At 69.2% G+C, this 21,991-nt stretch carries 21 protein-coding genes; 10 read left to right on the forward strand and 11 right to left on the reverse strand.

Going from position 1 to position 21,991, the window contains the following annotated elements:
* Nucleotides 1-9 precede the first annotated feature (9 nt).
* The gene (locus AB0M48_RS43685; RefSeq protein WP_363854678.1) at nt 10-624 is read left to right on the forward strand and encodes a hypothetical protein; all 615 of its coding nucleotides are present in this window, start codon (nt 10-12) and stop codon (nt 622-624) included.
* Here the strand turns inward: AB0M48_RS43685 and AB0M48_RS43690 are convergent.
* From AB0M48_RS43690 to AB0M48_RS43720, 7 genes are all read right to left on the reverse strand, one after another.
* Nucleotides 609-2,126: an alpha/beta hydrolase gene (locus tag AB0M48_RS43690; RefSeq protein ID WP_363854681.1), complete on the reverse strand. Its 1,518-nt coding sequence runs from the start codon at nt 2,124-2,126 to the stop codon at nt 609-611. The genes AB0M48_RS43685 and AB0M48_RS43690 overlap by 16 nt on opposite strands.
* A 13-nt stretch (nt 2,127-2,139) precedes the next feature.
* Entirely contained in the window at nt 2,140-3,630 is a 1,491-nt protein-coding gene (locus AB0M48_RS43695; RefSeq protein WP_363854684.1) for an alpha/beta hydrolase, read from the reverse strand.
* Between the two features lie 222 nt (nt 3,631-3,852).
* The gene (locus AB0M48_RS43700; RefSeq protein WP_363854687.1) at nt 3,853-4,827 is read right to left on the reverse strand and encodes an ABC transporter substrate-binding protein; all 975 of its coding nucleotides are present in this window, start codon (nt 4,825-4,827) and stop codon (nt 3,853-3,855) included.
* 15 nt (nt 4,828-4,842) lie between these two features.
* On the reverse strand, nt 4,843-5,880 hold the full coding sequence (locus AB0M48_RS43705; protein WP_363854690.1) for an ABC transporter permease: 1,038 nt from the start codon (nt 5,878-5,880) through the stop codon (nt 4,843-4,845).
* On the reverse strand, nt 5,880-6,644 hold the full coding sequence (locus AB0M48_RS43710) for an ATP-binding cassette domain-containing protein (protein ID WP_363854693.1): 765 nt from the start codon (nt 6,642-6,644) through the stop codon (nt 5,880-5,882). The genes AB0M48_RS43705 and AB0M48_RS43710 overlap by 1 nt, the downstream gene beginning before the upstream one ends.
* Nucleotides 6,641-7,639: a mannose-6-phosphate isomerase gene (locus AB0M48_RS43715; protein WP_363854696.1), complete on the reverse strand. Its 999-nt coding sequence runs from the start codon at nt 7,637-7,639 to the stop codon at nt 6,641-6,643. Before AB0M48_RS43715 ends, AB0M48_RS43710 begins: the two co-directional genes overlap by 4 nt.
* A gap of 29 nt (nt 7,640-7,668) precedes the next feature.
* Nucleotides 7,669-8,652, reverse strand: a complete 984-nt coding sequence (locus AB0M48_RS43720; RefSeq protein WP_319987454.1) for a LacI family DNA-binding transcriptional regulator — start codon at nt 8,650-8,652, stop codon at nt 7,669-7,671.
* A gap of 372 nt (nt 8,653-9,024) precedes the next feature.
* Here AB0M48_RS43720 and AB0M48_RS43725 point away from each other — a divergent pair, with 372 nt between their 5' ends.
* Nucleotides 9,025-11,232: a GH92 family glycosyl hydrolase gene (locus AB0M48_RS43725; protein ID WP_363854700.1), complete on the forward strand. Its 2,208-nt coding sequence runs from the start codon at nt 9,025-9,027 to the stop codon at nt 11,230-11,232.
* A gap of 165 nt (nt 11,233-11,397) precedes the next feature.
* Here AB0M48_RS43725 and AB0M48_RS43730 read toward each other — a convergent pair whose 3' ends face one another.
* Entirely contained in the window at nt 11,398-11,820 is a 423-nt protein-coding gene (locus tag AB0M48_RS43730; protein WP_363854703.1) for an AAA family ATPase, read from the reverse strand.
* Nucleotides 11,821-11,823: 3 nt separating this feature from the next.
* Here AB0M48_RS43730 and AB0M48_RS43735 point away from each other — a divergent pair, with 3 nt between their 5' ends.
* From AB0M48_RS43735 to AB0M48_RS43755, 5 genes are all read left to right on the forward strand, one after another.
* The gene (locus tag AB0M48_RS43735; RefSeq protein ID WP_363854706.1) at nt 11,824-13,410 is read left to right on the forward strand and encodes a LuxR C-terminal-related transcriptional regulator; all 1,587 of its coding nucleotides are present in this window, start codon (nt 11,824-11,826) and stop codon (nt 13,408-13,410) included.
* Nucleotides 13,411-13,506: 96 nt separating this feature from the next.
* The gene (locus AB0M48_RS43740; RefSeq protein ID WP_363854709.1) at nt 13,507-14,301 is read left to right on the forward strand and encodes a hypothetical protein; all 795 of its coding nucleotides are present in this window, start codon (nt 13,507-13,509) and stop codon (nt 14,299-14,301) included.
* Nucleotides 14,302-14,379: 78 nt separating this feature from the next.
* Nucleotides 14,380-15,291 (forward strand): ABC transporter ATP-binding protein, encoded by a 912-nt coding sequence (locus AB0M48_RS43745; RefSeq protein ID WP_319987460.1) that lies wholly within the window; start codon nt 14,380-14,382, stop codon nt 15,289-15,291.
* Complete coding sequence (locus tag AB0M48_RS43750; RefSeq protein WP_363854712.1) at nt 15,288-16,331, forward strand: ABC transporter permease; 1,044 nt, start codon at nt 15,288-15,290, stop codon at nt 16,329-16,331. The genes AB0M48_RS43745 and AB0M48_RS43750 overlap by 4 nt, the downstream gene beginning before the upstream one ends.
* A gap of 60 nt (nt 16,332-16,391) precedes the next feature.
* Nucleotides 16,392-16,715 carry a DUF3817 domain-containing protein gene (locus AB0M48_RS43755; RefSeq protein WP_030481301.1) on the forward strand — a complete coding sequence of 108 codons (324 nt, stop codon included), beginning with the start codon at nt 16,392-16,394 and terminating at the stop codon, nt 16,713-16,715.
* Here AB0M48_RS43755 and AB0M48_RS43760 read toward each other — a convergent pair.
* The 3 genes from AB0M48_RS43760 to AB0M48_RS43770 are packed head-to-tail and all read right to left on the reverse strand — an operon-like array spanning nt 16,687 to nt 19,321.
* Nucleotides 16,687-17,730: a phosphotransferase gene (locus AB0M48_RS43760; RefSeq protein ID WP_363854716.1), complete on the reverse strand. Its 1,044-nt coding sequence runs from the start codon at nt 17,728-17,730 to the stop codon at nt 16,687-16,689. The two genes, AB0M48_RS43755 and AB0M48_RS43760, sit on opposite strands and share 29 nt — an antisense overlap.
* Nucleotides 17,727-18,782: a phosphotransferase gene (locus tag AB0M48_RS43765; protein WP_363854719.1), complete on the reverse strand. Its 1,056-nt coding sequence runs from the start codon at nt 18,780-18,782 to the stop codon at nt 17,727-17,729. Before AB0M48_RS43765 ends, AB0M48_RS43760 begins: the two co-directional genes overlap by 4 nt.
* A gap of 41 nt (nt 18,783-18,823) precedes the next feature.
* Entirely contained in the window at nt 18,824-19,321 is a 498-nt protein-coding gene (locus AB0M48_RS43770) for a MarR family transcriptional regulator (protein WP_090008643.1), read from the reverse strand.
* Nucleotides 19,322-19,372: 51 nt separating this feature from the next.
* Here AB0M48_RS43770 and AB0M48_RS43775 point away from each other — a divergent pair, with 51 nt between their 5' ends.
* From AB0M48_RS43775 to AB0M48_RS43785, 3 genes are all read left to right on the forward strand, one after another.
* The gene (locus tag AB0M48_RS43775; protein WP_319987465.1) at nt 19,373-19,678 is read left to right on the forward strand and encodes an MTH1187 family thiamine-binding protein; all 306 of its coding nucleotides are present in this window, start codon (nt 19,373-19,375) and stop codon (nt 19,676-19,678) included.
* A gap of 110 nt (nt 19,679-19,788) precedes the next feature.
* On the forward strand, nt 19,789-20,613 hold the full coding sequence (locus AB0M48_RS43780; protein WP_266038039.1) for a hypothetical protein: 825 nt from the start codon (nt 19,789-19,791) through the stop codon (nt 20,611-20,613).
* Entirely contained in the window at nt 20,610-21,584 is a 975-nt protein-coding gene (locus AB0M48_RS43785) for a tetratricopeptide repeat protein (protein WP_363854724.1), read from the forward strand. Before AB0M48_RS43780 ends, AB0M48_RS43785 begins: the two co-directional genes overlap by 4 nt.
* Nucleotides 21,585-21,991: the final 407 nt, after the last annotated feature.

Below are 21,991 nucleotides of genomic sequence, written 5' to 3' on the forward strand. Positions count from 1 at the left end.
GGAGGTCCGGTGCGCTGGGTGTGGGCGGTGCTGGTGCTGGCCGGGTGCTCTCCCGGTCAGGTCGCGCCGTCCCAGTCCGGCGCCACCGACGAGGGCTGGCAGGTCACCGTCTACTACACGGCCGTCGAGTCGTTCCACAGCGGACCGGCGGTGCCCGTGCGGGGCTGTCCGAGCATCGACTGCGAGAACGGTAGTGATCTGCTCGGCACGTTCCCGCGGTCGTTCGCGCAGGCGGTCGAGGACGAAGGTACCGGCCGGACCATCTCCGGCCGGTACCTCAACTGGTCCTACGACAAGGGCTACTGGCTGGACGACGAGCCGCGCGACTCGTTCGGCAAGCCCCTCAAGCCCTTCGTCTCCGCCGCCGCCGACGGGATCAGGACAGGCTCACGGATCAAGCTGGTCTCGTGTGGACAGACTCCCGAGGGCGGCAACGTCGACTCGGCGGTGTGCCGCAAGCTCGCGTCCTCCTCCTGGGAGATCACCGACGAGTTCACGCCGGGGCTCGGCGGCGAGCGGCACATCGACCTCTACCTGGGCGAGGAGACCGGACCGGGGTTCACCGAAAGCCCCTGGTACACGACGTTCGCCCAGGCCGTGCTGGAGATTCACCAGCCGAGCTGAACCGCCAGTTCCCGCGCCTTGGTGAGCGGGTTGCCCGTGCTCTCACCGGGTGCCGGCAGCGGCACGCCGGGGCAGCTCAGGTCCTTCGCCGGTACCACGCCGTCGACGAGGTAGCTCTCCACCACGTCGCCGACGCAGTCGTTGCCGAACCCGTAGATGCCGTGGTCACCCTCGTCCCGCACGGTGAGCATGCGCGAGTTGGCGAACTTGGCGTGCGCTCGTTGCGCGCCCGCGAGTGGCGTCGCGGGGTCGCGCACCGACTGCACCATCAGCGAGTGATCCACGCCCTTGCCGGTGGGGCGCTTGAGGTGCACGTCCGGGCGGTCCCACCACGCGCACGGGCCGGTCACCTGGTAACCGCCGACGAGCGAGTACTTCCGGACGCTCCTGTTGCCCTCGCGCTCCAGCGACTTCCGGTCACCGCGGAACGGGGTGTCGTTGCACATGATCGACACCTGAGTGCCCATCAGCGAGTCCGGATACTGCTTCGGCGCGGACTTGGCCAGCGCGGCGGGCTGCGCGATGTACGCGAACAGCTCCGCCGTGCCCTCGAACGAGTCCTTGCTGTACAGACCACCGAAGATCAGGGCGTCCAGCAGGACCGGCGTGACGACGGTGCCGTCCGGCAGCGTGAAGGGCTGCTCGGCCAGCCGTGCGCGCGTGGTCTCGTACTTCTGGCGCACCTCCTCCGCGGTCTTGCCGAGCTGGAACACGGTGTCGTACTTGGCCACCCACGGCAGGAAGTCGACGCGGAACCGGAGTTCGGCGCCCGCCGGGAGGTTGTCGAAGACCTCCTGCCACGACTCGGTGAACTCGGTGTTGGAGTCGAGCACGATCCTGTCGAGCGTCTTGGGGAAGTAGGTCGCGTAGTAGGCGCCCATCCAGCTGCCGGCGGAGTAGCCGAGCCAGCTGACCTTCTTCCTGCCCAGGATCTGCCGGAGCAGGTCGAGGTCGCGCACCGTCTGCTCGGTGGTGATGTACTTGCCGAGCTCGCCGGACTTGGTCTGGCAGAACTTCGCCTGCAGCTCCATGCCGCCGTAGATCAGGTCGAGGCCCGCCTTGCTGCGGTCGCGCCAGTCGCTGGCGAGGCGGTGCTGGTAGCCGCCGCACGTGACGTTGTCGCTGGCGCCGGTGCCGCGCGGGTCGATGCCGACGATCTCGGCGTTCTCGCTGAGCTTCGGCCGGTTCAGGTAGACCATCGGCAGCGTGCGCCCTGCGCCGCCCGGTCCGCCGGGGTTGGTGAAGACCGTCGTCTTCGCCGTGCCGTTTAACGGAACGGTGCGGCTGACCGCGATGGTGATGGTCTTGCCGTTGCGCGGGTCGTTCCAGTCCATCGGCGCGGTGAAGCTGCCGCACTCCAGCCGTTCGAACCCCGGCTCGTCGGTGCACTTCTGCCACGTGATCCGCTGGTCGGCCAGTCCGGCGGCCTGGGCCGGCGGCGCGATCAGGAGCGATGTCGCCGTGACGGCGGCGAGTGCCGCCGCGATCTTCCTGCGGTGCATGCGTTTCCCCCTTCTACTTGCCGAGATGGGTGGCGAGCCGGCGTGCGTTCGCGAGCGGGTTCTGCTGGGTCTCGCCCGGCGCGGGGAGCGGAACTCCCTGGCACGTCAGGTCCTTCCTGGGTGTGACGTCGTCGATGAAGTAGCGCTCGACGATGTCGTTCACGCAGTCGTTGCCCATGCCGTAGATGCCGTGGTCACCCTCGTCTTCAACGGTCAGCAGCACCGAGTTGTCGAAGTTGCGATGGGCTCGCTGCGCGCCTTCGAGCGGCGTCGCCGCGTCGCGCACCGACTGCACCATCAACGTCGTCGGCACGCCGATCCCGGTGGGCTTCTTGAGGTTCACGTCCGGCCGGTTCCAGAACGCGCACGGGCCGGCGATCTGGTAGTAGCCGACGAGCGGCCACGTCGCGCCGTTCACCGCGGCCTCGCGTTCGAGGAACTTCCGGTCGCCGCGGAACTTCGTGTCGTTGCACAGGATCGAGTAGGCCGTGGCGTTCTGCGCGTCCGGGTAGGTGGCCAGCGCCTGCGGCTGCGCGGGAACGGTGCCGGCGAGCTCCGCGAAGATCTGCGTGCCCTGCGCGAAGGTGTCCTTCACGTAGAGCGTGCCGCGCAACAGGAAGTCGAGCTGCACGCCGTTGTACACGCCTTCCGGCCGCGTCACGGGCTGCTCGTTGAGCTTGGCGCGGGTGCGTTCGTAGGACTGGCGCACCTCTTCGGCGGTCTTGCCGAGGTGGTAGACGCTGTCGTACTTGGCCACCCACGGCAGGAAGTCGACGCGGAAGCGCCGCTCGAAGCCCATGCCCCAGTCGTCGAACGCGTCCTGCCACGGCGCGGTGAAGTCGACGTTGGAGTCGAGCACGATCTTGTCCAGCGTCTTGGGGAAGTACGTGGCGTAGTAGGCGCCGAGCCAGCTGCCGCCGGAGTAACCGAGCCAGCTGACCTTCTTCTTGCCCAGCACCTGCCGCAGCAGGTCCAGGTCCTTCACCGTCTGGTCGGTGGTGACGTACCTGCCCAGCTCGCCCGACCGGGCCTGGCAGAACTCGGCGTGCAGCTTCATGGCGCCGTAGACCAGGTCGAGGTTGGCCTGGCTGCGGTCACGCGGATCGGTCAGCCCCGTCGCGTCGAAGCTGCCGCAGGTGACGTTGCTGCTGGCCCCCGTGCCGCGCACGTCGATGCCGATGATCTCGGCGTTGTCGCTCAGCTTGGGCCGGTCGAGGTAGACCAGCGGGAGGGTGAGACCGGGTCCGCCCGGCCCGCCGGGGTTGGTGAAGATGGTCTGCTTCGCCTTGCCGCTCTTCGGCGCGAGGCGGCTGACCGCGATGGTGATCGTCTTGCCGTTGCGCGGGTTGTTCCAGTCCATCGGCGCGGTGAAGTGGCCGCACTCCAGCCGTTCGCCGCCCGGCGGAAGTCCCGGTGGCGGTGTGTCGAAACACTGCTGCCACTGGATCTTCTGCGCCGGTGCCGCCATCGCCTGTGGTGCGATGAGCAGGGATGTCGCGGTCACGACGGCCAGTGCCGCCGCAATTTTCCTTCGTAGCATTCGAGCCCCCTCAATGTGCCTCAAGCTCATCGGTTCCGGGGACGCTGGACATCGGCTGAAGGATGACGGGTTCGTACGACTTGGGTCTTAGCCCAACGCGGCCAAGCGGCCATGACATGCGTCATCGAGCCCGGACAGGCCGAAGGGCCGTCCCCTGAGCGGGAACGGCCCTTCGGGAGGCAGAACTCAGCAGGACTGCTTGTAGAAGTACTTCGAGTTGGCCGACGCGTCGTCCTTCGTGATGGCGACGAGGTCCGTCTCGATGTTGCGCTTGTTCTCCTTGCCGTCGATCGCGGCCAGGGCCTGCTCGACGCCCTGCCTGCCGATCGTGGCGGGGTCCTGGGCGATCAGGGCCTGCACGGTGCCCGCCTGCAAATCCTTCACCTGGTTCGGCGAGGCGTCGAAACCGACCAGGTTCACCGTGCCGGTCTTGCCCGCGTTGCGCAGGCCGGTCGCCGCGCCCTCGCCGGTGTTGAGGTTGGTCGCGAACACGCCGATCAGGTCCGGGTTCGCGGCCAGGGTCGCGGTCACCTTCGAGGCCGCGGTGGCGGGCTCGTTGTCGGTGTACTGCTGGCCGATGTACTTGAGGTTCGGGAAGGCCTTGACGGCCTCCTCGAAGCCCTTGGCGCGGGCGTCCGTGGTGGACGTGCCGGCCTTGGTGTTGAGCACCAGCACCGAGCCGGACTTGCCGGCGGCGAGCTTGTTCAGCGTCTCTGCCGCGAGCTTGCCGCCCTGCTCGTTGTCGGAGGAGATCGAGGAGACGCCGATCGAGGTGTCCTGCAGCTTGGTGTCGACCTCGACGACCTTGATGCCCGCGTCCTTGAGCTGCTTCATCGGGCCCGCCATGGCCTTGTCGTCGGTCGGCGCGATCAGGACCGCGGCCGGCTTGGACGCGAGGACGCCCGTGACGATGGGGGTCTGCTGAGCCGCGTCGAACTTCGCGGGGGCCTGCGTGTCGAACTCGTAGCCCGCGGCCTTCGCCGCCTCCTCGAAACCGCACTGCATCGAGATGTAGAACGGTTCCGCCGTGATGCCGGGGATCAGCACCAGCTTCTTGTTCGCGGGCGAGTTGCCCGAACCCGAGTCGCCGATCTGCCCGCCACCGCCACAGGCGGCGAGGAGGAACGCGGCTGAGACGACCACTGCGGAGCGGATCTTCATTGGTCCAGCACCTTCCTAACGTCGGTTGCGCGCCCGCCGCCGTGTCTGGTCCAGCCACACGGCGGCCACCAGCACGATCGCCACGGCGATCGGCTGCCAGAACTCCTTGACCCCGATGATCACGAGGCCCTTCTCCAACACCGCCGGGATGAACACGCCGAAGACCGTGCCCAGCACGGAGCCCATGCCGCCGAAGATGCTCGTCCCACCCAGGACGACGGCGGCGATCGCGTTCAGGTTGTCCGTCTCGTGGCCGGTGACGACCGCGACGCGGAAGAACGCGTTGCCCATGAACCCCGCGAGACCCGCCAGGGTGCCCGCGAGCAGGTACACCTTCGTCAGGTGGCCGCGCACCGAGATGCCGACGCGCCGCGCCGCCTCCTCGTTCGAGCCGACCGCGTACGTGTAGCGGCCGAACCGCGTGGTCGACAGCAGCAGCGCGCCGAGAGCGGTGACGATCGCGGCCACGATCACGATGTTCGGGATGCCGAGGTACGTGCCGGAGCCGAAGGTGCGGTTCAGCCGGTCCGGGATGCCGGACACGTTGGAACCGTTGTTCAGCAACAGGGCCGCGCCCTGCGCCGCGCCGAACGACCCCAGCGTCACGATCAGCGCCGGGATCTTCGCGCGCGAGATCAGCAGGCCGTTGAGCAGGCCCCAGGCCGCGCCGCTGACCACCGCGACGAGCAGTCCGAACGCGATCACGCCCCAGCCGGCGTTCGTCGCGTCACCGCCGGACACGGCGTTCATCGCCATGGCGGAGGACACCGACGCGAACACCAGCACCGAACCCACGGACAGGTCGATGCCGGACGTGATGATCACGAACGTCATGCCGACCGAGAGCACCAGCAGCACGGCCGTCTCCGCCAGCAGGAACTGAAGGGTGGTCACCTGGAAGACCGCGTCCGGCCGGATCGCGCCGAACGTGGCGACCAGGACGATCAGCACCAGGCCGATCCAGAGCGTGTTCGCGCCGGTCAGCCGCTTGAGCAACGGCAGGCGCTGCTGGTCTGGCAGAGATGACATCGTTGTCTTCTCGTCGGTGGTCATCAGGCCGCGTCCTCCTGGGTCAGCGCGCCGGTCATCGCGCCGACGAGCTCTTCCACGCTGGTGTCCGCGGCCTTGAACCGAGCCACGCGACGGCCGAGGCGCAGCACCTCGACGCGGTCGGAGACCGACAGCACCTCGGGCATGTTGTGCGAGATCAGCACGACGGCGATGCCCTCGTCGCGCACGCGCTTGATCACGTCGAGCACGCGTTCCCGTTGCACCACACCGAGTGCGGCCGTCGGTTCGTCCATGAACACGAGCTTCGACGCCCACGCCACCGACCGCGCGACCGCGACGGATTGGCGCTGGCCACCGGAGAGCGCCGCGATCGGCACGTCGACGCTCTGCAGCGTCGCGCCGAACCGGGTGAAGTGCTCCAAGGCCTGCTTGCGCATCGCCTTCTTGTCGAGCACGCCCAGGAGACCGAGGATGCCGGGCTTGAGGATCTCCCTGCCCAGGAACATGTTCGCGGCCGGGTCGAGGTCCGGCGCGACCGCGAGGTCCTGGAACACCGTCTCGATGCCGAGGCCGCGGGCGTCGTTGGGGGAGTTGAGCACGAGTGGCGCGCCGTCGAACGTCAGCGTGCCGCCGGTCGGCTGCTCCACCCCGGACAGGCACTTCACCAGGGTGGACTTGCCCGCGCCGTTGTCGCCGATCAGCGACACGACCTCACCGGGGTAGGCGGTGAACGAGGCACCGCGGAGAGCTTCCACGGTGCCGTAGCTCTTCTTGAGATCACGAGCCTCCAGCAACGGCTGGCTCACGGCATCACATCCTCCACTGTGGATAGAACGGGTGGGCGGCAGCGGATCGCCACCAGGTCACCGGTCAGCCCGAGCTCGCCCGCCGCGTGCGGCACGACGAGCGTGCTGCCCTTGTGCACTTCCAGCTCACCGAGCCGGCCGGCACCCTCCAGCACCACCAGCACGGCGAACGACGGCTCCAGCGTGAAGGAACCCTCGACGTGCAGGCGGTCGGCCTGGAAGAACGGGTCCGCGTCGTGGCCGAGGAGATCGACCGACGGCGCCCACTTCTCGGACGTCTGGCGCACGAGTTCCTCGAGCTTCCCGCTCCAGCCCCGCCGGTCGACGCAGCCGAGCGCGACGTCGTAGCCGAGGCCGAGGTGGCCGATGTCGGCGTTGTCCAGGAAACCCTGCCACTCCAGCGTGACCGAGAAGTCCGTGGGCTGCTGCAGTTCGACGATGAACACGCCTTCGCCGATGGCGTGCGGCACGCCGGCGGGCACGAACACCGTGTCGCCGGGCCGGACGCAGACCGGGTTCAGCGCGTCGAGCATCGCCTTGGTGTCCTGCGTGGCGACCCAGCCGGCGACGGTGCCCGCGGGCACGTCCTCGCGGAATCCGATGTAGACGGTCGGGTTCGCGCCGGTCGTGCCGACGACGATCCACGCCTCCGTCTTGCCGTGGCGGCAGTTCAGGTGCGAGGACGCGAAAGCGTTCGACGGGTGGCAGTGCACCGGCAGGCGCTGGCCCGCGTCGAGCAGCTTCACCAGCAACGCGGTGTCGCCGCCGAACTTCGCCGCGTGGTCGGCGCCGAGCCAGCCGGTCGGGTCCGCCTGCACCGCGTCGCGCAGGAGGACGCCGTTCGGCAACATTGTCAACCCGGCGTCGCTGCGTCCGTAGAGCGTCGTCGTCGACGCCACCCAGTCCTCGGGGCCGAAGTCACCGCTAGTCCCGCCGCGCAACGCGGCGATCGCCTCACCGCCGCGGTAGAACTGCTTCGGCTGGTTGGCGGGCAAGTTGACAGGCTGGTGGAGAACACCAGAACTCACGCGTGGACCTCCCCGGATCCTCGTGGCACCAAACGCACCGGCAGCACGACGCGGCGCGGTGGTGAGTTGTCGCCATCCAGTCGGGCGAACAACAAATCGGTGGCCGCCTTGCCGAGCGCGCTCGCGTCGTGCGCGATCACGGTCACCGGCGGCGACAACAGGTCAGCGAGTTCGAAGTCGTCGAAGCCCACCAGGGCGGGCCTTTCGGCGACTCCCGCGAGCGCGCGCAGGACGTAGACGGTGATGCGGTTGTTGCCGGCCACGATCGCCGTCGCGGGCTCCCGCATGGTGTGCAGGCGCTGCAACGTGGTCCTGACGCTGCTTTCGTCGTGCGGTCCCATCGCCACGAGTTCCTCGTGGTACCCGATGCCCGCCCGCACGCACCCTTCGCGGTAACCGCGCAGGCGCTCGTTGGCCGTGAAGATGTCCGGCGCGTCGCCGAGGAACGCGATGCGGCGATGCCCGTGCGAGGCCAGGTGGGTGACCGCCTCGATCGTGCCGCCGATGTTGTCCACCAGCACGGTGTCGGCCACGACGTCACCCGCGGGCCGGTCCAGGAACACCACGGGCGTCCCGGCGCGCATCTCCGGCACCAGGTAGCTGTGCTGCAGGCCCGCGGGCACGATCAGCAGCCCGTCCACGCGCCTGCTGCAGAACTCCAGCGCCAGCTCGCGTTCCCGCCCGGGATCCTCGTCGGACGACCCCGAGATCACCTGTCTGCCGCGCAGCCGGGCGATTTCCTCGACAGCGCGGGTCACGCCGGAGTAGAACGGGTTGCCGACGTCCTCCAGCACCAGCCCGATCGTGCCGGTGGACGAGCCCCGGCGCAGGTTGCGGGCACTCAGGTTCCGCCGGAACCCGAGCTGGTCGATGGCCGCGAGCACGCGCTCGGCGGTGGACGGGTGCACGCCCGGCTCGTCGTTGACCACGCGCGAGACGGTCTTGATGCTCACGCCCGCGAGCCGTGCGACGTCGTTCATCGTCGCACGACGTACCTTGCGCTGACCGGCTACGGGCCCGCTGGGGGACAACGTTGTCATAGTGGGCGTATCTCACCCCGGCTTTACGGCCTTGTCAACAGTTCCGGACCGTTCGGGCGGGCCCCCATCACGTTGTCGAATGTCCGGAACAGGACAGGTGATCGCAGCGGTCTTGACCTTGACCGTGTGCGCTCAGCAATGATCTGGTGACGGACAGCGCCGACAGGTCGCGGTCCGGCGAGAAGGCCCCCGGGCCGGGGTGCGTGCGGCGGCGATCGCACCCCGGCCCGGTCCCTCACCCGCTCCCGGACCACCCGACCGGACCACTCGGCCGTCCCGCCAGGCCCCGGAATCACAACTAGGGTGAATCTCGTGGACGCACTGGATCCCATCGAGTCGGTCAACACCTTCATCGGCACGAAGGACGAGGGAAACACGTTCCCCGGCGCGTCCATGCCGTTCGGCAAGGCCCACTCCAGCCCGATCGGCTCCCACTACGCCGGCTACCGCTACGACGACCAGCAGATCCGCGGCTTCGGGCACTTCTTCCTGTCCGGCGCGGGGTGCTGGGAGCAGGGCGGTCTGGTGCCGATCCTCCCGGTCACGCAGCTGCCGCAGACCTTCGACCACAAGCGGTACGCCAGCGCGTACACGCACGACGGTGAGATCGGCAAACCCGGTTACTACAAGGTGAAGCTGGACCGGGACATCACCGTCGAGTGTACCGCCACCACGAGGGCCGGCGTCGAGCGGTACACGTTCCCCGGTGGTGTCAGGGGCACGCTGCTCGTCAACGTCGGGCAGGCCAACGACAAGGAACCCGTCAGCGCCAGCTCCGTCAGGGTCTTGGACGACCGCACGATCACCGGAACCGTGGAGACGCAGGCCTTCTGCGGTGGCCGTCCGTACGTCACCTACTTCACCACCAGGTTCGACCGCCCCTTCCGGGAGTTCGGCACCTGGGGCCCGTCCGGAGCCAGGCCCGGCCAGCGGGAGTCCGCGGGAGGCGCCGGACTCCGGGGCGCCTGGGTCACGTTCGAACCGGGCCCGGTCACGGCCACGACCGCACTGTCCCAAGTGGACGTACAGGGTGCCGTGAACAACCTGGAGACCGAGACCGCCGGCAAGACCTTCGACGACGTCCGCAACGAGGCGCAGGACGCCTGGCGCGCGGAGCTCTGCTGCATCGAGATCGAGACAGAGGACTGGGACGAGCGCGCGGTCTTCTACACCGCGCTCTACCACGTGCTGCTCCAGCCGCTGACCGGCAGCGACGCGGACGGCCGGTACCGCGGCTTCGACAACGAGATCCACCAGGCCGACGGCTGGACCTACTACGAGTACTACTCGCTGTGGGACACCTACCGCGCCCACAACCAGCTCCTCGCGCTGATCCGCACGACCAGGAGCAAGGACATCGCGCGGAGCATCCTGGCGATCCACGAGCAGGGCGGCTGGCTGCCGCGCTGGGCGTACGCGAACCAGGAGACCAACTGCATGACCGGCGACCCGGTCACGCCGTTCCTGGTCGACCTGTGGCGCTTCGGTCACCTCGCGGGCTTCGAGGAGCAGGCCTACCAGGCGTTGCTGCAGAACGCCGACGGCGTCCCGCCGCAGAGCTCCCGCTTCCAGGGCAGGTCCGGCAACCCGAACTACCTCGCCAAGGGCTTCGTCCAGTACGACAAGCGCTTCCCGAAGAAGGGGCAGGACACCGATCCGCACCACGGCGCGTCGGCGACCCTGGAGTACGCGCTGGCCGACGCCACGCTCGCGATCATGGCCGAGGCACTGGGCCACACCGAGGACGCGGAACGACTGCGCGCGCGGGGCCTCAACCACCGCGCCCTCTGGGACAACAGCGTCACGGACCGGGGCTTCACCGGGTTCCCGCGACCCAAGCTGCAGAACGGCGCCTGGCTCACCCCGTTCACGCCACAGGGGCCGGAGGGGTTCCACGAGGGCACCGCGTGGCAGTACCAGTGGCTGTGCCAGCACGACATCACCGGACTGATCACGGCGCTCGGCGGCAAGGCGGCGGCCGAGGCGCGGCTGGACGACTTCTTCGCCTACCCCGACCTGCTCGTCGACCCGAAGCGGACGGTCCGCGAGAAGTGGGTCGTCGGGCCGTACGACTACTACAACCAGTTCAGGTACAACCCGAACAACGAACCCGATCTGCACGCGCCGTGGATGTACGCGCTCATCGGCAGGCCGGAGAAGACGTCGGTGGTCGTGCGGGCCGCGCAGACGTTGTTCGTCAACGGCCCGGCGGGCGTCACGGGCAACGACGACCTCGGCACCATGTCGGCCTGGTACGTGTTCAGCGCGCTCGGGATGTATCCGGCGGTGCCGGGAACCGGTGAGTTCGTGCCCCACGCCCCGAGGTTCACGAAGGCCGTGATCCACCTGGAGAACGGCAGGGACGTCGTGATCGAGGCGGAGGCGGCCGACGTCACGAAGACGCAGGTGGTGCAGCGCATCGGAAGCGGCTGGCGCTCGAAGGCGAAGGATCGGGTCGAACTCGCGGAACTGGTCTCGGGCACCACGCTGGTGGTCGAGCTCCGCACACCTTCCAACTGAGACGCCGAGACGGTCGTACGCTCGTGTGATGGGTGTTTGCCCGAGCTGTGGCGCGGAGTTCGCGTCCCTGCCGTCGCGGGCGCGGTACTGCTCGAACGCGTGCCGTCAGCGTGCTTACCGCCGGCGTTCCGCTGGGACGTCCACTGTGGTGGCTGAGTTACCCGGTCACGACGACGCGTTCGTCGGCGGGGAACGCGAGCTGGCGGAGTCGGGTAGACGACCTCGCCGATCGACCGCAACGCCTCCCTGCTGGTCGCGAGAAACCTGCACGTTCGGACATCGCGACAACAGCGCGTCCACGACGGCACAACACTCCTCGACGAGATGCTCGCAGTTGTCGACGAGCAGCAGGATTCGCCGGTTGCCCAGTTCCTGGAGCAACGTCGTCCGCAACGCGACACCGGCGCGCTGGTACACGCCAACGGCTTCCGCGAACGCTTCCACCACCTGCTCCGGCCGGCTCAGCCTGCCCAGCTCGACCGTACGGACCTCGGCGCGTCCGGCCCGCCTGGCGAGCTCGACCGCGAGCCGGGTCTTCCCGATCCCGGCCGACCCCACGAGCGTGAGCATCCTGTGCTTGCGCAGCAACGAATGATCGCGGCGATCTGCGCAGGGCTGGACGGCGTGCCGCTGGCCGTCGAACTGGCGGCGAAGCTCTCCGCCTCCGTGCCGCTGCACGAACTCGCGGACCGCCTCGACCACCGGCTCGACCTGCTCGGCGGCCTGCGTGCGGCCATCGCCTGGAGCCACGACCTGCTGACCGCGGCCGAGCAACAGCTGTTCCGGCGGCTCGCGCTGCTGCCCGGCGGGTTCGGGCTGGACATCGCCCAGGTCGTCCACGACGGCGAGGTGATCGGCCTGCTCATCGCGTTGCTGGCGAAGTCGTTGGTGGTGCGGGAGAACGACGGCCGCTTCCGGATGCTCGAGTCCGTTCGCCTCTACGCCGGGGAACGGCTGGCGGACCACGGCGAGCACGCGGTGACGGCGGAACGGATCATCGCGTGGCTGTGCCAAAAAAGTGAACCCGGCGTCTCGTCGTCGATCCTCACGCCGGAGCAGGTGAAGGCGCAGCACCAGGAGTACGACAACGCGGCGTACGCGTTCGCTCACCTGGTGGAGCCGCAGGACGATCGGCGGCTGGTGCTCGCCACGATGCTGCTCAGGGTGCGCTTCGACCGCGGGTGCTTCGCCCAGGCCGGCGCGGTGCTGATGCAGGTGCTGCACCGATCACCCGCCGACGCCCGCTACCGCATCCTCGCGTTGGAGTACGCGTCTCTGCTGGCAAGTCACGAGGAACGGCACGAGGAGGCGGTGAGGTACGCCACCGAGGCGATCGAGACGGCAGAGTCCGGTGGGCAGGAGGTGATCATGTGCCGTCTGTTCCGGACGTTAGCGGGCGCTCACGACGGCATGGGCGACGTGTCGAACGCCGCGAAGGCGTTGCGCCGATCGATCCAGTACGGCGTACGCAACGGCAACGACGTGAGTGTCGCTGTGTCGAGCCAGAACCTCGGCTGGCGGCTGCTCGCCGACGGTGCCGTCGATGCCGCGGCCACGTTGATCGACGGCGCGTTGCCGGTGCTCAGAGCTCATGCACGCCAGGACGTCGTGGCCATCGTGGTGCACACGGCGGGCTGCATCGCGTTGGAGCGCGGGGACTTGGTGGAGGCAGGGGCCCGATTCGCGGAGAGCGCGCGGATGACGGCGGGCACACTGCGGGCCGCGCTGGAGTCGGTCGAGGGCCGCGGCCTGGTCGCGATCGCGTCCGGACGGCACGAGCTCGGTGTGCGGCTTCTGGTCGCCTGTCAGCAGATGCGCACGACGTGGGTCGTTCCGCCGGAAGAGTGGTGGCGGCGGAAGACTGCCGCCGCCACGCTGGACCTCGCGCGGGAATCCCTTTCGCGGTCGGCATTTCAGCGAGCGCTCGGCGCGGGCAGGGCGATGGACGCGCGGCACGCCCTGGAAACCGCGCTGGACAGCGAGCCGGTACGGCATCCAGCGCTCAGCGACCGGCAGCGGATGGTCGTCGAACTGGTGGCGCGGGGACTGACGAACGCGCAGGTCGCGGCCAAGCTCGGCATCTCGCACCGCACCGTGGAGTCCCACGTGCACAACGCGAAGAACGCGCTGGACGTGTCGACTCGCGCGCAGCTCGCGGCCTGGGCCCGTTCGCACTGACGGGTCCTACTGAGACGTAACACTGCGGTACATCCGGATGACTTCTGGCCCCCTGCCGTTCATGGTGAGCACGACTACGGAAGGGGAGGGGGCGACGTGCAACCGTTCCGCCTGCTGCACCCCGACCTCGTGCCGCAGCGGCGCGAGTCGCTGCAGCACGCCGCGTCCACGCTCGTCCAGATGGGGCTGGACGACACGGTGCTCTCGGCGTCGCCCGTGCACCAGCGTCTCGCGCGCGTGGTCCTCGCGAGCAGCGGCGTCATCGAGTGGACGCCCGGCTACCCGGCCGAGGACTCCTGCCTCGACGAGCGCTTCGGTGTCGTGCGGGTCGGCGGCGACCGCGGCGGGGTCTTCCTGTCCGGCGTCCTCATCGCCTACCTCGACGTGCTGGAGAACGCGGCCAGGATGGGCACCTCGATCCCCGAGGACTCCTGGCGCACCCTGCTGTGGGCACCGACCGCGCTCTTCGACCACGTGCTGCGCCGCCCCCAGGTCGGCATGACCGTCGTGACGCCCGGCTGCGGCACCGAGAACCTCCCCCTCGAACGAGTTCAGGCCGGCCAGCGCCTCTACTTCGCGCTGATGCAGGCCGTCCGGTTCGCCGTGAGCGGTGTCGTGCGTGCACAGGCTGACTGCCCGCTCGTCGAGGACTGCGTCACGCTCGCGACCGCGTGCCTGCGTGCCGCGGCGGTGGCGCTCGCGTTCGCCGCCGACGTTCCCGGCCACGCGCCGCAGCCCGCCGTGGAGAGCGCCGAGCACCGCTACTTGTGGCAGGTGATCAGCGAGGTTCGCGCGGCCGTTCCCCGTGCCCGCTTCGAGCAGTTCGCCGCGGCGCTACGCCGGTTGAACGACGTCTACACCGCTTGCCCGTTGCTCGTCGCGGGCGGCTGACCTCGTTCGTCTCGACTTCGCGGCGACTTTCGTCTTTTCGCGACGCGGTGCGGCAGGTGCTGACCTACCGTCTCGCCCATGACGGAGGAACGGTCGGCGGTCGTGGTGCGGGATGTCCGCAAGAGCTACGGCGACCTGAAAGCGGTGGACGGGGTCTCGTTCACCGTGGCGGAGGGCGAGTTCTTCGGCATCCTGGGGCCCAACGGCGCCGGGAAGACCACCACGCTGGAGATCGTCGAGGGCCTGCGCAAGCCCGACAGCGGCGAGGTGCGGCTGCTCGGTGAGAGTCCGTGGCCGCGCAACCTGAAGTTGTTGCCGCGCATCGGTGTCCAGCTCCAGGCGACGGCGTTCTTCGACAAGCTGACCGCGAAGGAACAGCTGCAGACGTTCGGCGCGCTCTACGGCGTGAGCGCCGGCACGGCCGCGGACATGCTGGAGCTGGTCGGCCTCGCGGACAAGGCGAACGAGCAGGAGAGCAAGCTCTCCGGCGGCCAGCGTCAGCGGCTCTCGATCGCCTGCGCGCTCGTGCACGACCCGGACATCGTGTTCCTCGACGAACCGACCGCGGCGCTCGACCCGCAGGCCCGCCGCAACCTCTGGGACGTGCTGCGCGCCATCAAGGAACGCGGCAAGACCATCGTCTACACCACGCACTACCTCGACGAGGCCGAAATCCTCTGCGACCGGGTGGCCATCATGGACACCGGCAGGATCCTCGCGCTCGACCGGCCGGCGGTGCTGGTGCGCGGCCTCGACGCGCCGACCCACGTGACGCTGCAGAAGGGCGTTCTGTCCGTTGTGGACGCTTCCGCGCTCGACGGCGTCGACGAGGCCCACGAGGACGAGGTGTCGCTGACGCTCTCCACGCGCCGCCCCGCTCCTGTGCTGTCGGCGCTGGCCGAACGCGGTGCGCTCGACGGCCTGCAGGTCCGCACGGCCACCCTCGAAGACGTCTTCCTCAACCTGACCGGCCGGGAGTACCGCGCATGACCGCGTTCAAGACGCTTTCGGTGGCGATGCTCAAGGGTTTCGTCCGGGACAAGGTGACGCTGTTCTTCACCTTCCTGTTCCCGTTGATGTTCCTCATCATCTTCGGCCTGGTCCTGCGCGACGCCGGCACGGACAAGACCAGGATCGCGCTCGTCGGCGACGGCCCGATCGTGTCCGCGCTGCGCGACAGCGGCGCGCTCGAGTTCGAGTCGTACGACGACGTCGATGCCGCCGTGCGGAAGGTGAAGGACGGCGACCTGCCGGCCGCCTTGATCATCCGCAGCCAGCAGGTCGACGTGCGGTTCGCGCAGAGCGACCAGGTGCAGTCGGCGACCGTGCTCGGGATCATCAACGGGTTCGTGGACAGGGCGAACCTCGCCGCGACCGGTCAGCCGCCGACCTTCACGTTCGCCGCGCAGAAGGTCGAGGACGCCTCGCTCAAGCCGATCCAGTTCCTGACGCCGGGCATCCTGTCGTGGGGCGTGGCGGTCTCGGCGGTGTTCGGTTCGGCGCTGACCCTGGTGTCGTGGCGGCGCAAGCAGGTGCTGCGGCGCATCCGGCTCGCACCGATCTCGACGGCCTCCGTGCTGTCGTCCCGGATCCTGGTGAGCACCGGCGTCGCGCTGGTGCAGGGAGCGACCTTCATCGGCATCGCCTCGCTGCCGGTGTTCGGGCTCCAGTTGTCCGGGCAGTGGTGGCTCGCGATCCCGTTGCTGCTGCTGGGAACCATCGCGTTCTTCGCACTCGGCATGCTGGTCGGCGCGTTCGCCAAGACCGAGGAGGCGGCGTCGGCGGCCGCGAACATCGTGGTGCTGCCGATGGCGTTCCTGTCCGGCACGTTCTTCCCGGTCGACCAGGCGCCCGCGTGGCTGCAGACCGTCTCGAAGATCTTCCCGTTGCGGCACATGAACGACGGCATGCTCGACGTGCTGGTGCGGGGCAAGGGGATCGAGGCGCTGGTGGTGCCGGGGGCCATCCTGATCGGGTTCTCGCTGGTGGTCGGGTTCGCCGCCTCCCGCGTCTTCAAATGGGAGGAATAGGACAGACCAGGACAGGCCCGGTGGTCGTGTGCTCCCCGTCACGGTTCATGATGGGGAGCCATGACGTTCTCCAGCGTGGTCGGACGGTTCCGGATCCTCGCCCTGGCCGAGGCCATCTCCTGGGCGGGCCTGCTGCTCGGGATGTTCTTCAAGTACGTCGTCGTGCAGAACGAGATCGGCGTCAAGATCTTCGGCCCGATCCACGGCTTCGTCTTCGTCGCCTTCATCCTCGTCACGCTGATGACGAAGGAACCGCTGAAGTGGAACGCCCGCACGCTGGTCCTCGGCCTGCTGTCGAGCATCCCGCCGTTCGGCACGGTGATCTTCGAGCGCTGGGCCTCGAAGACCGGCCGCCTCAGCGAGCCGGCCGCCGAACAGCTCTGAGCTGCCTCTCGGGGTCTCCGCGGTGGTAGATCCGCTCCGACTCCTCGACGTTGTCCAGGAACTGCTGGTACTGCACCGCGAGCAACAGGTGCGCGGCGCGGCGGGCGGTGTCGAGGGCTTCCAGCGGGCGGCTGTCCGGCCGGTGCCGCAACCAGGCTTCGCTCCACACGCGGCGGATCACGTCGTGCAGTTCGGGGCGGCAGAACTCGATGAGCCGGCCCGCGTCCAGTGCGGGGTGGCCCCAGACGACGTCCGACCAGTCGATGATCACGCCGCTGCTGAACCAGTTGCCGGGGTGGAAGTCGCCGTGCACCAGCGTGTCCGGCAGTCCGAACGACGGCATCGGCACGACGCACTGCCGTACTCGGGGCTCGCCCGCCAGCGCGTGCTGCACCGCCACCCAGCGCGGCACGATCTCCTCGACGTGCTCGGGCCTGGTGTCCCAGCAGTCCTCGCCGGGAACCTCGCCCAGCAGCACGCGCAACGGTGCTGAGGCGAGCACTTCCGGCACCAGGCCGGGGTCGTGGGCGGCGACCATCCTGATCACCTCGCCCTCGTTCGCGAAGAACGGCGGGACGGCCTTCAGCCACGCGGAGCCGTGCGCGGTGGGCAGGCGGTGCACGCTCGACAGGTTCCACGACTTCACCTGGACGGGCGGGCCGGTGCGTTCGACGTGCTCATCGGCCCACGCGACCAGGCCGGACGGGCCTCCCGGCCGTGCCCACGGCAGCCTGTGCGGAGCTTCCAGCGCGGGTTCTTCTGCCGGGTGGAGGCGCGTTCGGTCAGGCTCGCCGTGCGCCTCGACGTGGTAGGTGACCACGCCGCCACCGGACCGTTCGCCGCCCTCGGCCGAGACCAGTCTGAGCACGCTCGTCCGGACGCCCAGCAGTTGTTCCAGCACCTCGTTGACGGGTTCGACGTCCGCCCACCAGCGCGAGCCGACCTCGATCGCGTCCGTGCGGCCCGCGAACCCGTCCGGGGTGCTGACCAGGGCGATGATCGATCGTTCGCTCACGGGGTGACCAGGCGCAGGGCCTCGCGGAGCTCGATCTGCGGGTCGCCCTCGTGGTAGATCCGTTCGGAGGCCTCGATGTTGTCCAGGAACTCCTGGTACTTCACCGCGTTGTGCAGCCGGGACGCGCGGGGCGCGATCTTCAGGGCTTCCAGCGGCTGACTGTCCGGGCGGTGCGAGAGCCACGCCTCGCTCCACACGCGGCGGATCAGGTCGTGCAGTTCGGGCTTGGCGTACTCCATGAGGCGGCACGCGTCGAGCGCCGGGTGGCCCCAGACGGCGTCGGACCAGTCGATGACCACTCCGCTGCTGCGCCAGTTGCCGGGGTGGAAGTCGCCGTGCGTGAGCGTGTCGGGCAGGCCGAAGTCCGGCATCGGCACGGCGGACGGCCGCAGCTGCGCCTCGCCCGCCAGCGCGTGCTGGACGGCGACCCAGCGCGGTACGACGTCCTCGATCTGCTCGGGGGTCACCGGCCAGCAGTTGGCGCCCTCGGCCTGGCTGAGCAGCACGCGGTTCGGCGCGTCGGCCAGCACCTCGGGCACCAGGGTGGGGTCGTGGGCGGCGACCATCTTGATCACCTCGCCCTCGTTCGCGAAGAACGGCGGCACGGCCTTGAGCCAGACCGGTCCCCGCGCGGTGGGAAGCCGGTGCACGCTGGAGAGGTTCCACGTCCGCACCTGGGCCGCCGGGCCGGTGCGGGTGATCACCGAGTCCGCCCACTCGACGAGTTCCGACGGGCCGCCGAGCCGTGCCCACGGCAGCCTGTGCTCGGCGTCCGGTTCGGGGGCGTCGGCGGGTTCGAGGTGAGTTCGGTCGGGTTCGCCGTGGGCCTCGACGTGGTAGGTGACGACGCCGCCGAACGGCACCTCGCCGCCCTCGACCGAGAGCAGGCGCAGGACGCTGGTCTCCACTCCGAGCAGGTCGCGCAGGGCGGTGTTGATCGGCTCGACGTGGTTCCAGTTCGGTGTCTCGACCGGAATCGTTCTGGTGCGGCCGGTGAAGCCGCCGGGGGTGCTGACGAGCGCGACGATGGAGCGGTCCGGTCGATCCCACATGGGCCCATCAGGCCACAGGTCGGCCTGACCGCCCAACCGAATTAATCCTCGAAGTCGCCGCTGGCCCTGCGGACCTTCGCGAGCAGGTCCGTGAGCTGCTCGGTCTGGCGGTCGGTGAGGCCCTTGAGGCCGAGGTTGACGTCGACGACGGCCGCGGTCGCGCTCTCCCGGCGCTGCAGGCCGGCGTCGGTGATCTCGACCAGCGTGGTGCGGCGGTCGGTGGGGTGCGGCGTGCGGCGGACGAGGCCGTCGCTCTCCAGCCGGTCGACGATGTTGGTGACGCTCGTCGGGTGCAGTTGCAGGCGCTCGCCCATCACGCGCATCGGCAGCGCGCCCTTGCGGGAGAAGTAGAGCAGCACCAACGCCTCGTAGCGCGCGAACGTGAGTCCGTGCGGCTTGAGGGCTGCGTCCACGGCGGACTGGATGATTTGCTGGACACGCATGACGCTCGTGACGGCTGCCATCGCCGTGGCGGAACCCACCCGGTCGTCCCACAGTTCGGCCGCGCGGGCGATCGGATCGAACGGCAGCGGTGTCATGGGCACGGAAGCTACCAGTCAGTACCACTCGTGGATCAGCAGGAGGCACGTGTGCTTGTCGCGTTCAGCGTTGCTCCGTCCGGTTCGGACGAATCCGGAAGTGTCGCGAAGGCGGTCGCCGAGGCGATCCGGGTCGTGCGGGAGTCCGGCCTGCCCAATGAGACGAACGCGATGTTCACCCTGATCGAGGGGGAGTGGGACGAGGTGATGGACGTGGTCAAGCGCGCGACGGAAGCCGTGCAGGCCAGTGCCTCACGCGTGTCGCTCGTGCTCAAGGCGGACATCCGGCCCGGCTATTCCGGTCAACTGAGGGCCAAGGTCGAACGCGTCGAGGAGCACCTCTCCGACACGCCGTGATCCGGACCGTGGCGAGGAGGCTTCCCGCGTCTCCTCGGATGGCCGAACGCTCTACGCCGTGCCGGTGAGCGCACCCGTGCGCCGGGGTCCACTGGGTTAGCGTGTCGGGCGTGGACGCGAGACAGCTGTGGCTGAGGTTCGAGCCCTACCACGACGTCACGTACTTCACGCCCGAATCCCGGGCGGCGACGGACGCGCTGGGCTGCAAGGGCGGCTGGATGGGCTACTTCGGCATGCGCGCCGCACCTCTGGGTGCCGCGTCGCCGGAACTGGCGACGGCGGTCTTCTACAACTTCGCACCGCGCATGGTCTCCCGCGCGCTGCCGGACGCGTGGGCGGTCGCCTCGCCCTCCACGTACCTGCGGGTGCGGCTGGAAGGCGTCGACGGAGCGTTGCGGCGCCTGCTGGGCTCGGTGGACACCGCCGAGATCGCCGAGGCGGCGACGCTGGCCAGGACGGCGGCTCTCGCGGCTCCGATCGCAGGGCGTCCGCTGGCCGCCGCGAACCGTGCACTGCCGTGGCCCATCGAACCTCATCTGGCCCTGTGGCACGCCTGCACGATCTTGCGCGAAGCCCGCGGCGACGGCCACGTGGCAGCCCTGGTGGCCGCGGGCGTGGGCCCGTGCCAAGCGCTTGCGCTCTACGCGCGTGAGCATTCCCTCGATCCGGCATACATGCGCACCGCGCGTGGTTGGACTGTCGAAGAATGGGAAGCGGTTTCTGATCTGCCCGGCGACCTTGCCGCTGTCGAGCGAGCGACCGACATGGCCGCTCTCGCACCGTGGGAAGCGCTGGGTGCAGTAGGTACGAAGCGGTTCATCGACCTGATGACACCGCTTGCTCTACGCATCGCCTCAGCCAACGAGGCGATGCGCGTCAACCCGATGGCCCTGGACCCGGTCCGGGAACTAGCCGTGCCAGGATGGAACACGTGACAAGGCCTGATCCTCGCAAGACCGCCGCACTGTCCGCCGCACTCTCCGGCGCCGTCGACCTGGGCGCCCTGAGGGCCCGAGCCGACGCTGCCCGCACCGCCGCTGCCACGCCGGCCCCCGCCGGTGGTGCCCCCGCACCCGACAACGGTTCCGCGCCGTGGATCGTGGACGTCACCGAGGCCTCCTTCCAGGCCGTGGTCGAGCAGTCCCTGCAGGTGCCCGTCGTGGTGCTGCTGGGCGCTTCCTACAGCCCCGAGTCGCAGCAGCTGGCTGCTTCGCTGACCCGGTTCGCCACCGCTTCCGGTGGGGCCTGGATTCTCGCGCGGGTCGACCTGGAGACCTCGCCCCGGATCGGGCAGGCGTTCGGGGTTCAGTCCGTGCCCACCACCGTGGCCGTTGCCGCTGGTCAGCCGATTGATGCCTTTGCCGGGCCGATCGCCGACGCCGAGTTGTCGCAGTGGATCGCTCGGTTGCTGGATGCCTTGCGGGAGCGGTTGCCCGGGATTCGGGCCGGGGAGGCTCGGGCCGGGGCTGTTCCCGGTGTCGAGGAAGAGGTTGTCGAGGACCCTCGGATCGTTGCTGCCGAGGAGGCCTTTGAGCGGGGCGATTACGTTGCCGCTCAGGGGTACTACTCGGAGATTCTTGCTTCTGAGCCTGGGAATGAGCTGGCCAAGGAAGGGCTTGCTCAGGCTCGGTTCGCTGAGCGGGCCGAGGCTGTTGATCCTGCTGTGATCGCCAAGGCTGATTCGGCGCCTGAGGACATCGACGCTCAGCTTGCCGCTGCTGATGCCGAGGTTGCCGGGCAGATGGTCGATGAGGCGTTTTCTCGGTTGGTGGAGACTGTTCGGCGGGTTTACGGGGAGGATCGGGATCGGGTTCGGCAGCATTTGGTCGGGCTGTTCGAGCTGTTCCCGGCTGATGATCCTCGGGTTGCTTCGGCTCGGCGGAAGCTGGCTTCCGCGTTGTTCTGATCTTGTCGGGGGTTGTGAGTAGGTTGAGTTGTAGGGGGTCCCGGATCGGGGGGACGCCTGCGTCAGCGTGCCGCGACCTGGCGGGTGGTCGGCTTGCGGGCCGCGACTTTGCCGGCCGCGACTTTGCCGGCCGCGACTTTGCCGGCCGCGACCTGGCGGGTGGTCGCCTTGCGGGCGGCGAGCTTGCGTTGCGTGCTTCCCCTGGGGCTCTGCCCCAGACCCCGGCAATCTGATCAGGGGGTCCACGCCACGCGCAGGTAGATGGCACGCCTGTTGCGTTGGGCGGCTGCCCGTTGCGTAGCTGGGTGCGTTGGCGGTGGGGTCCCATCACGAGCCGCACCAAGAGCGGGCCACATGCAAGGAGGGGTGGGGGGGGGGGGGGTAAAGGGTGGGGGTGTGAACCCCCC

The organism is Lentzea sp. NPDC051208 (genome assembly GCF_040682435.1).
Lineage (GTDB): Bacteria > Actinomycetota > Actinomycetes > Mycobacteriales > Pseudonocardiaceae > Lentzea > Lentzea kristufekii.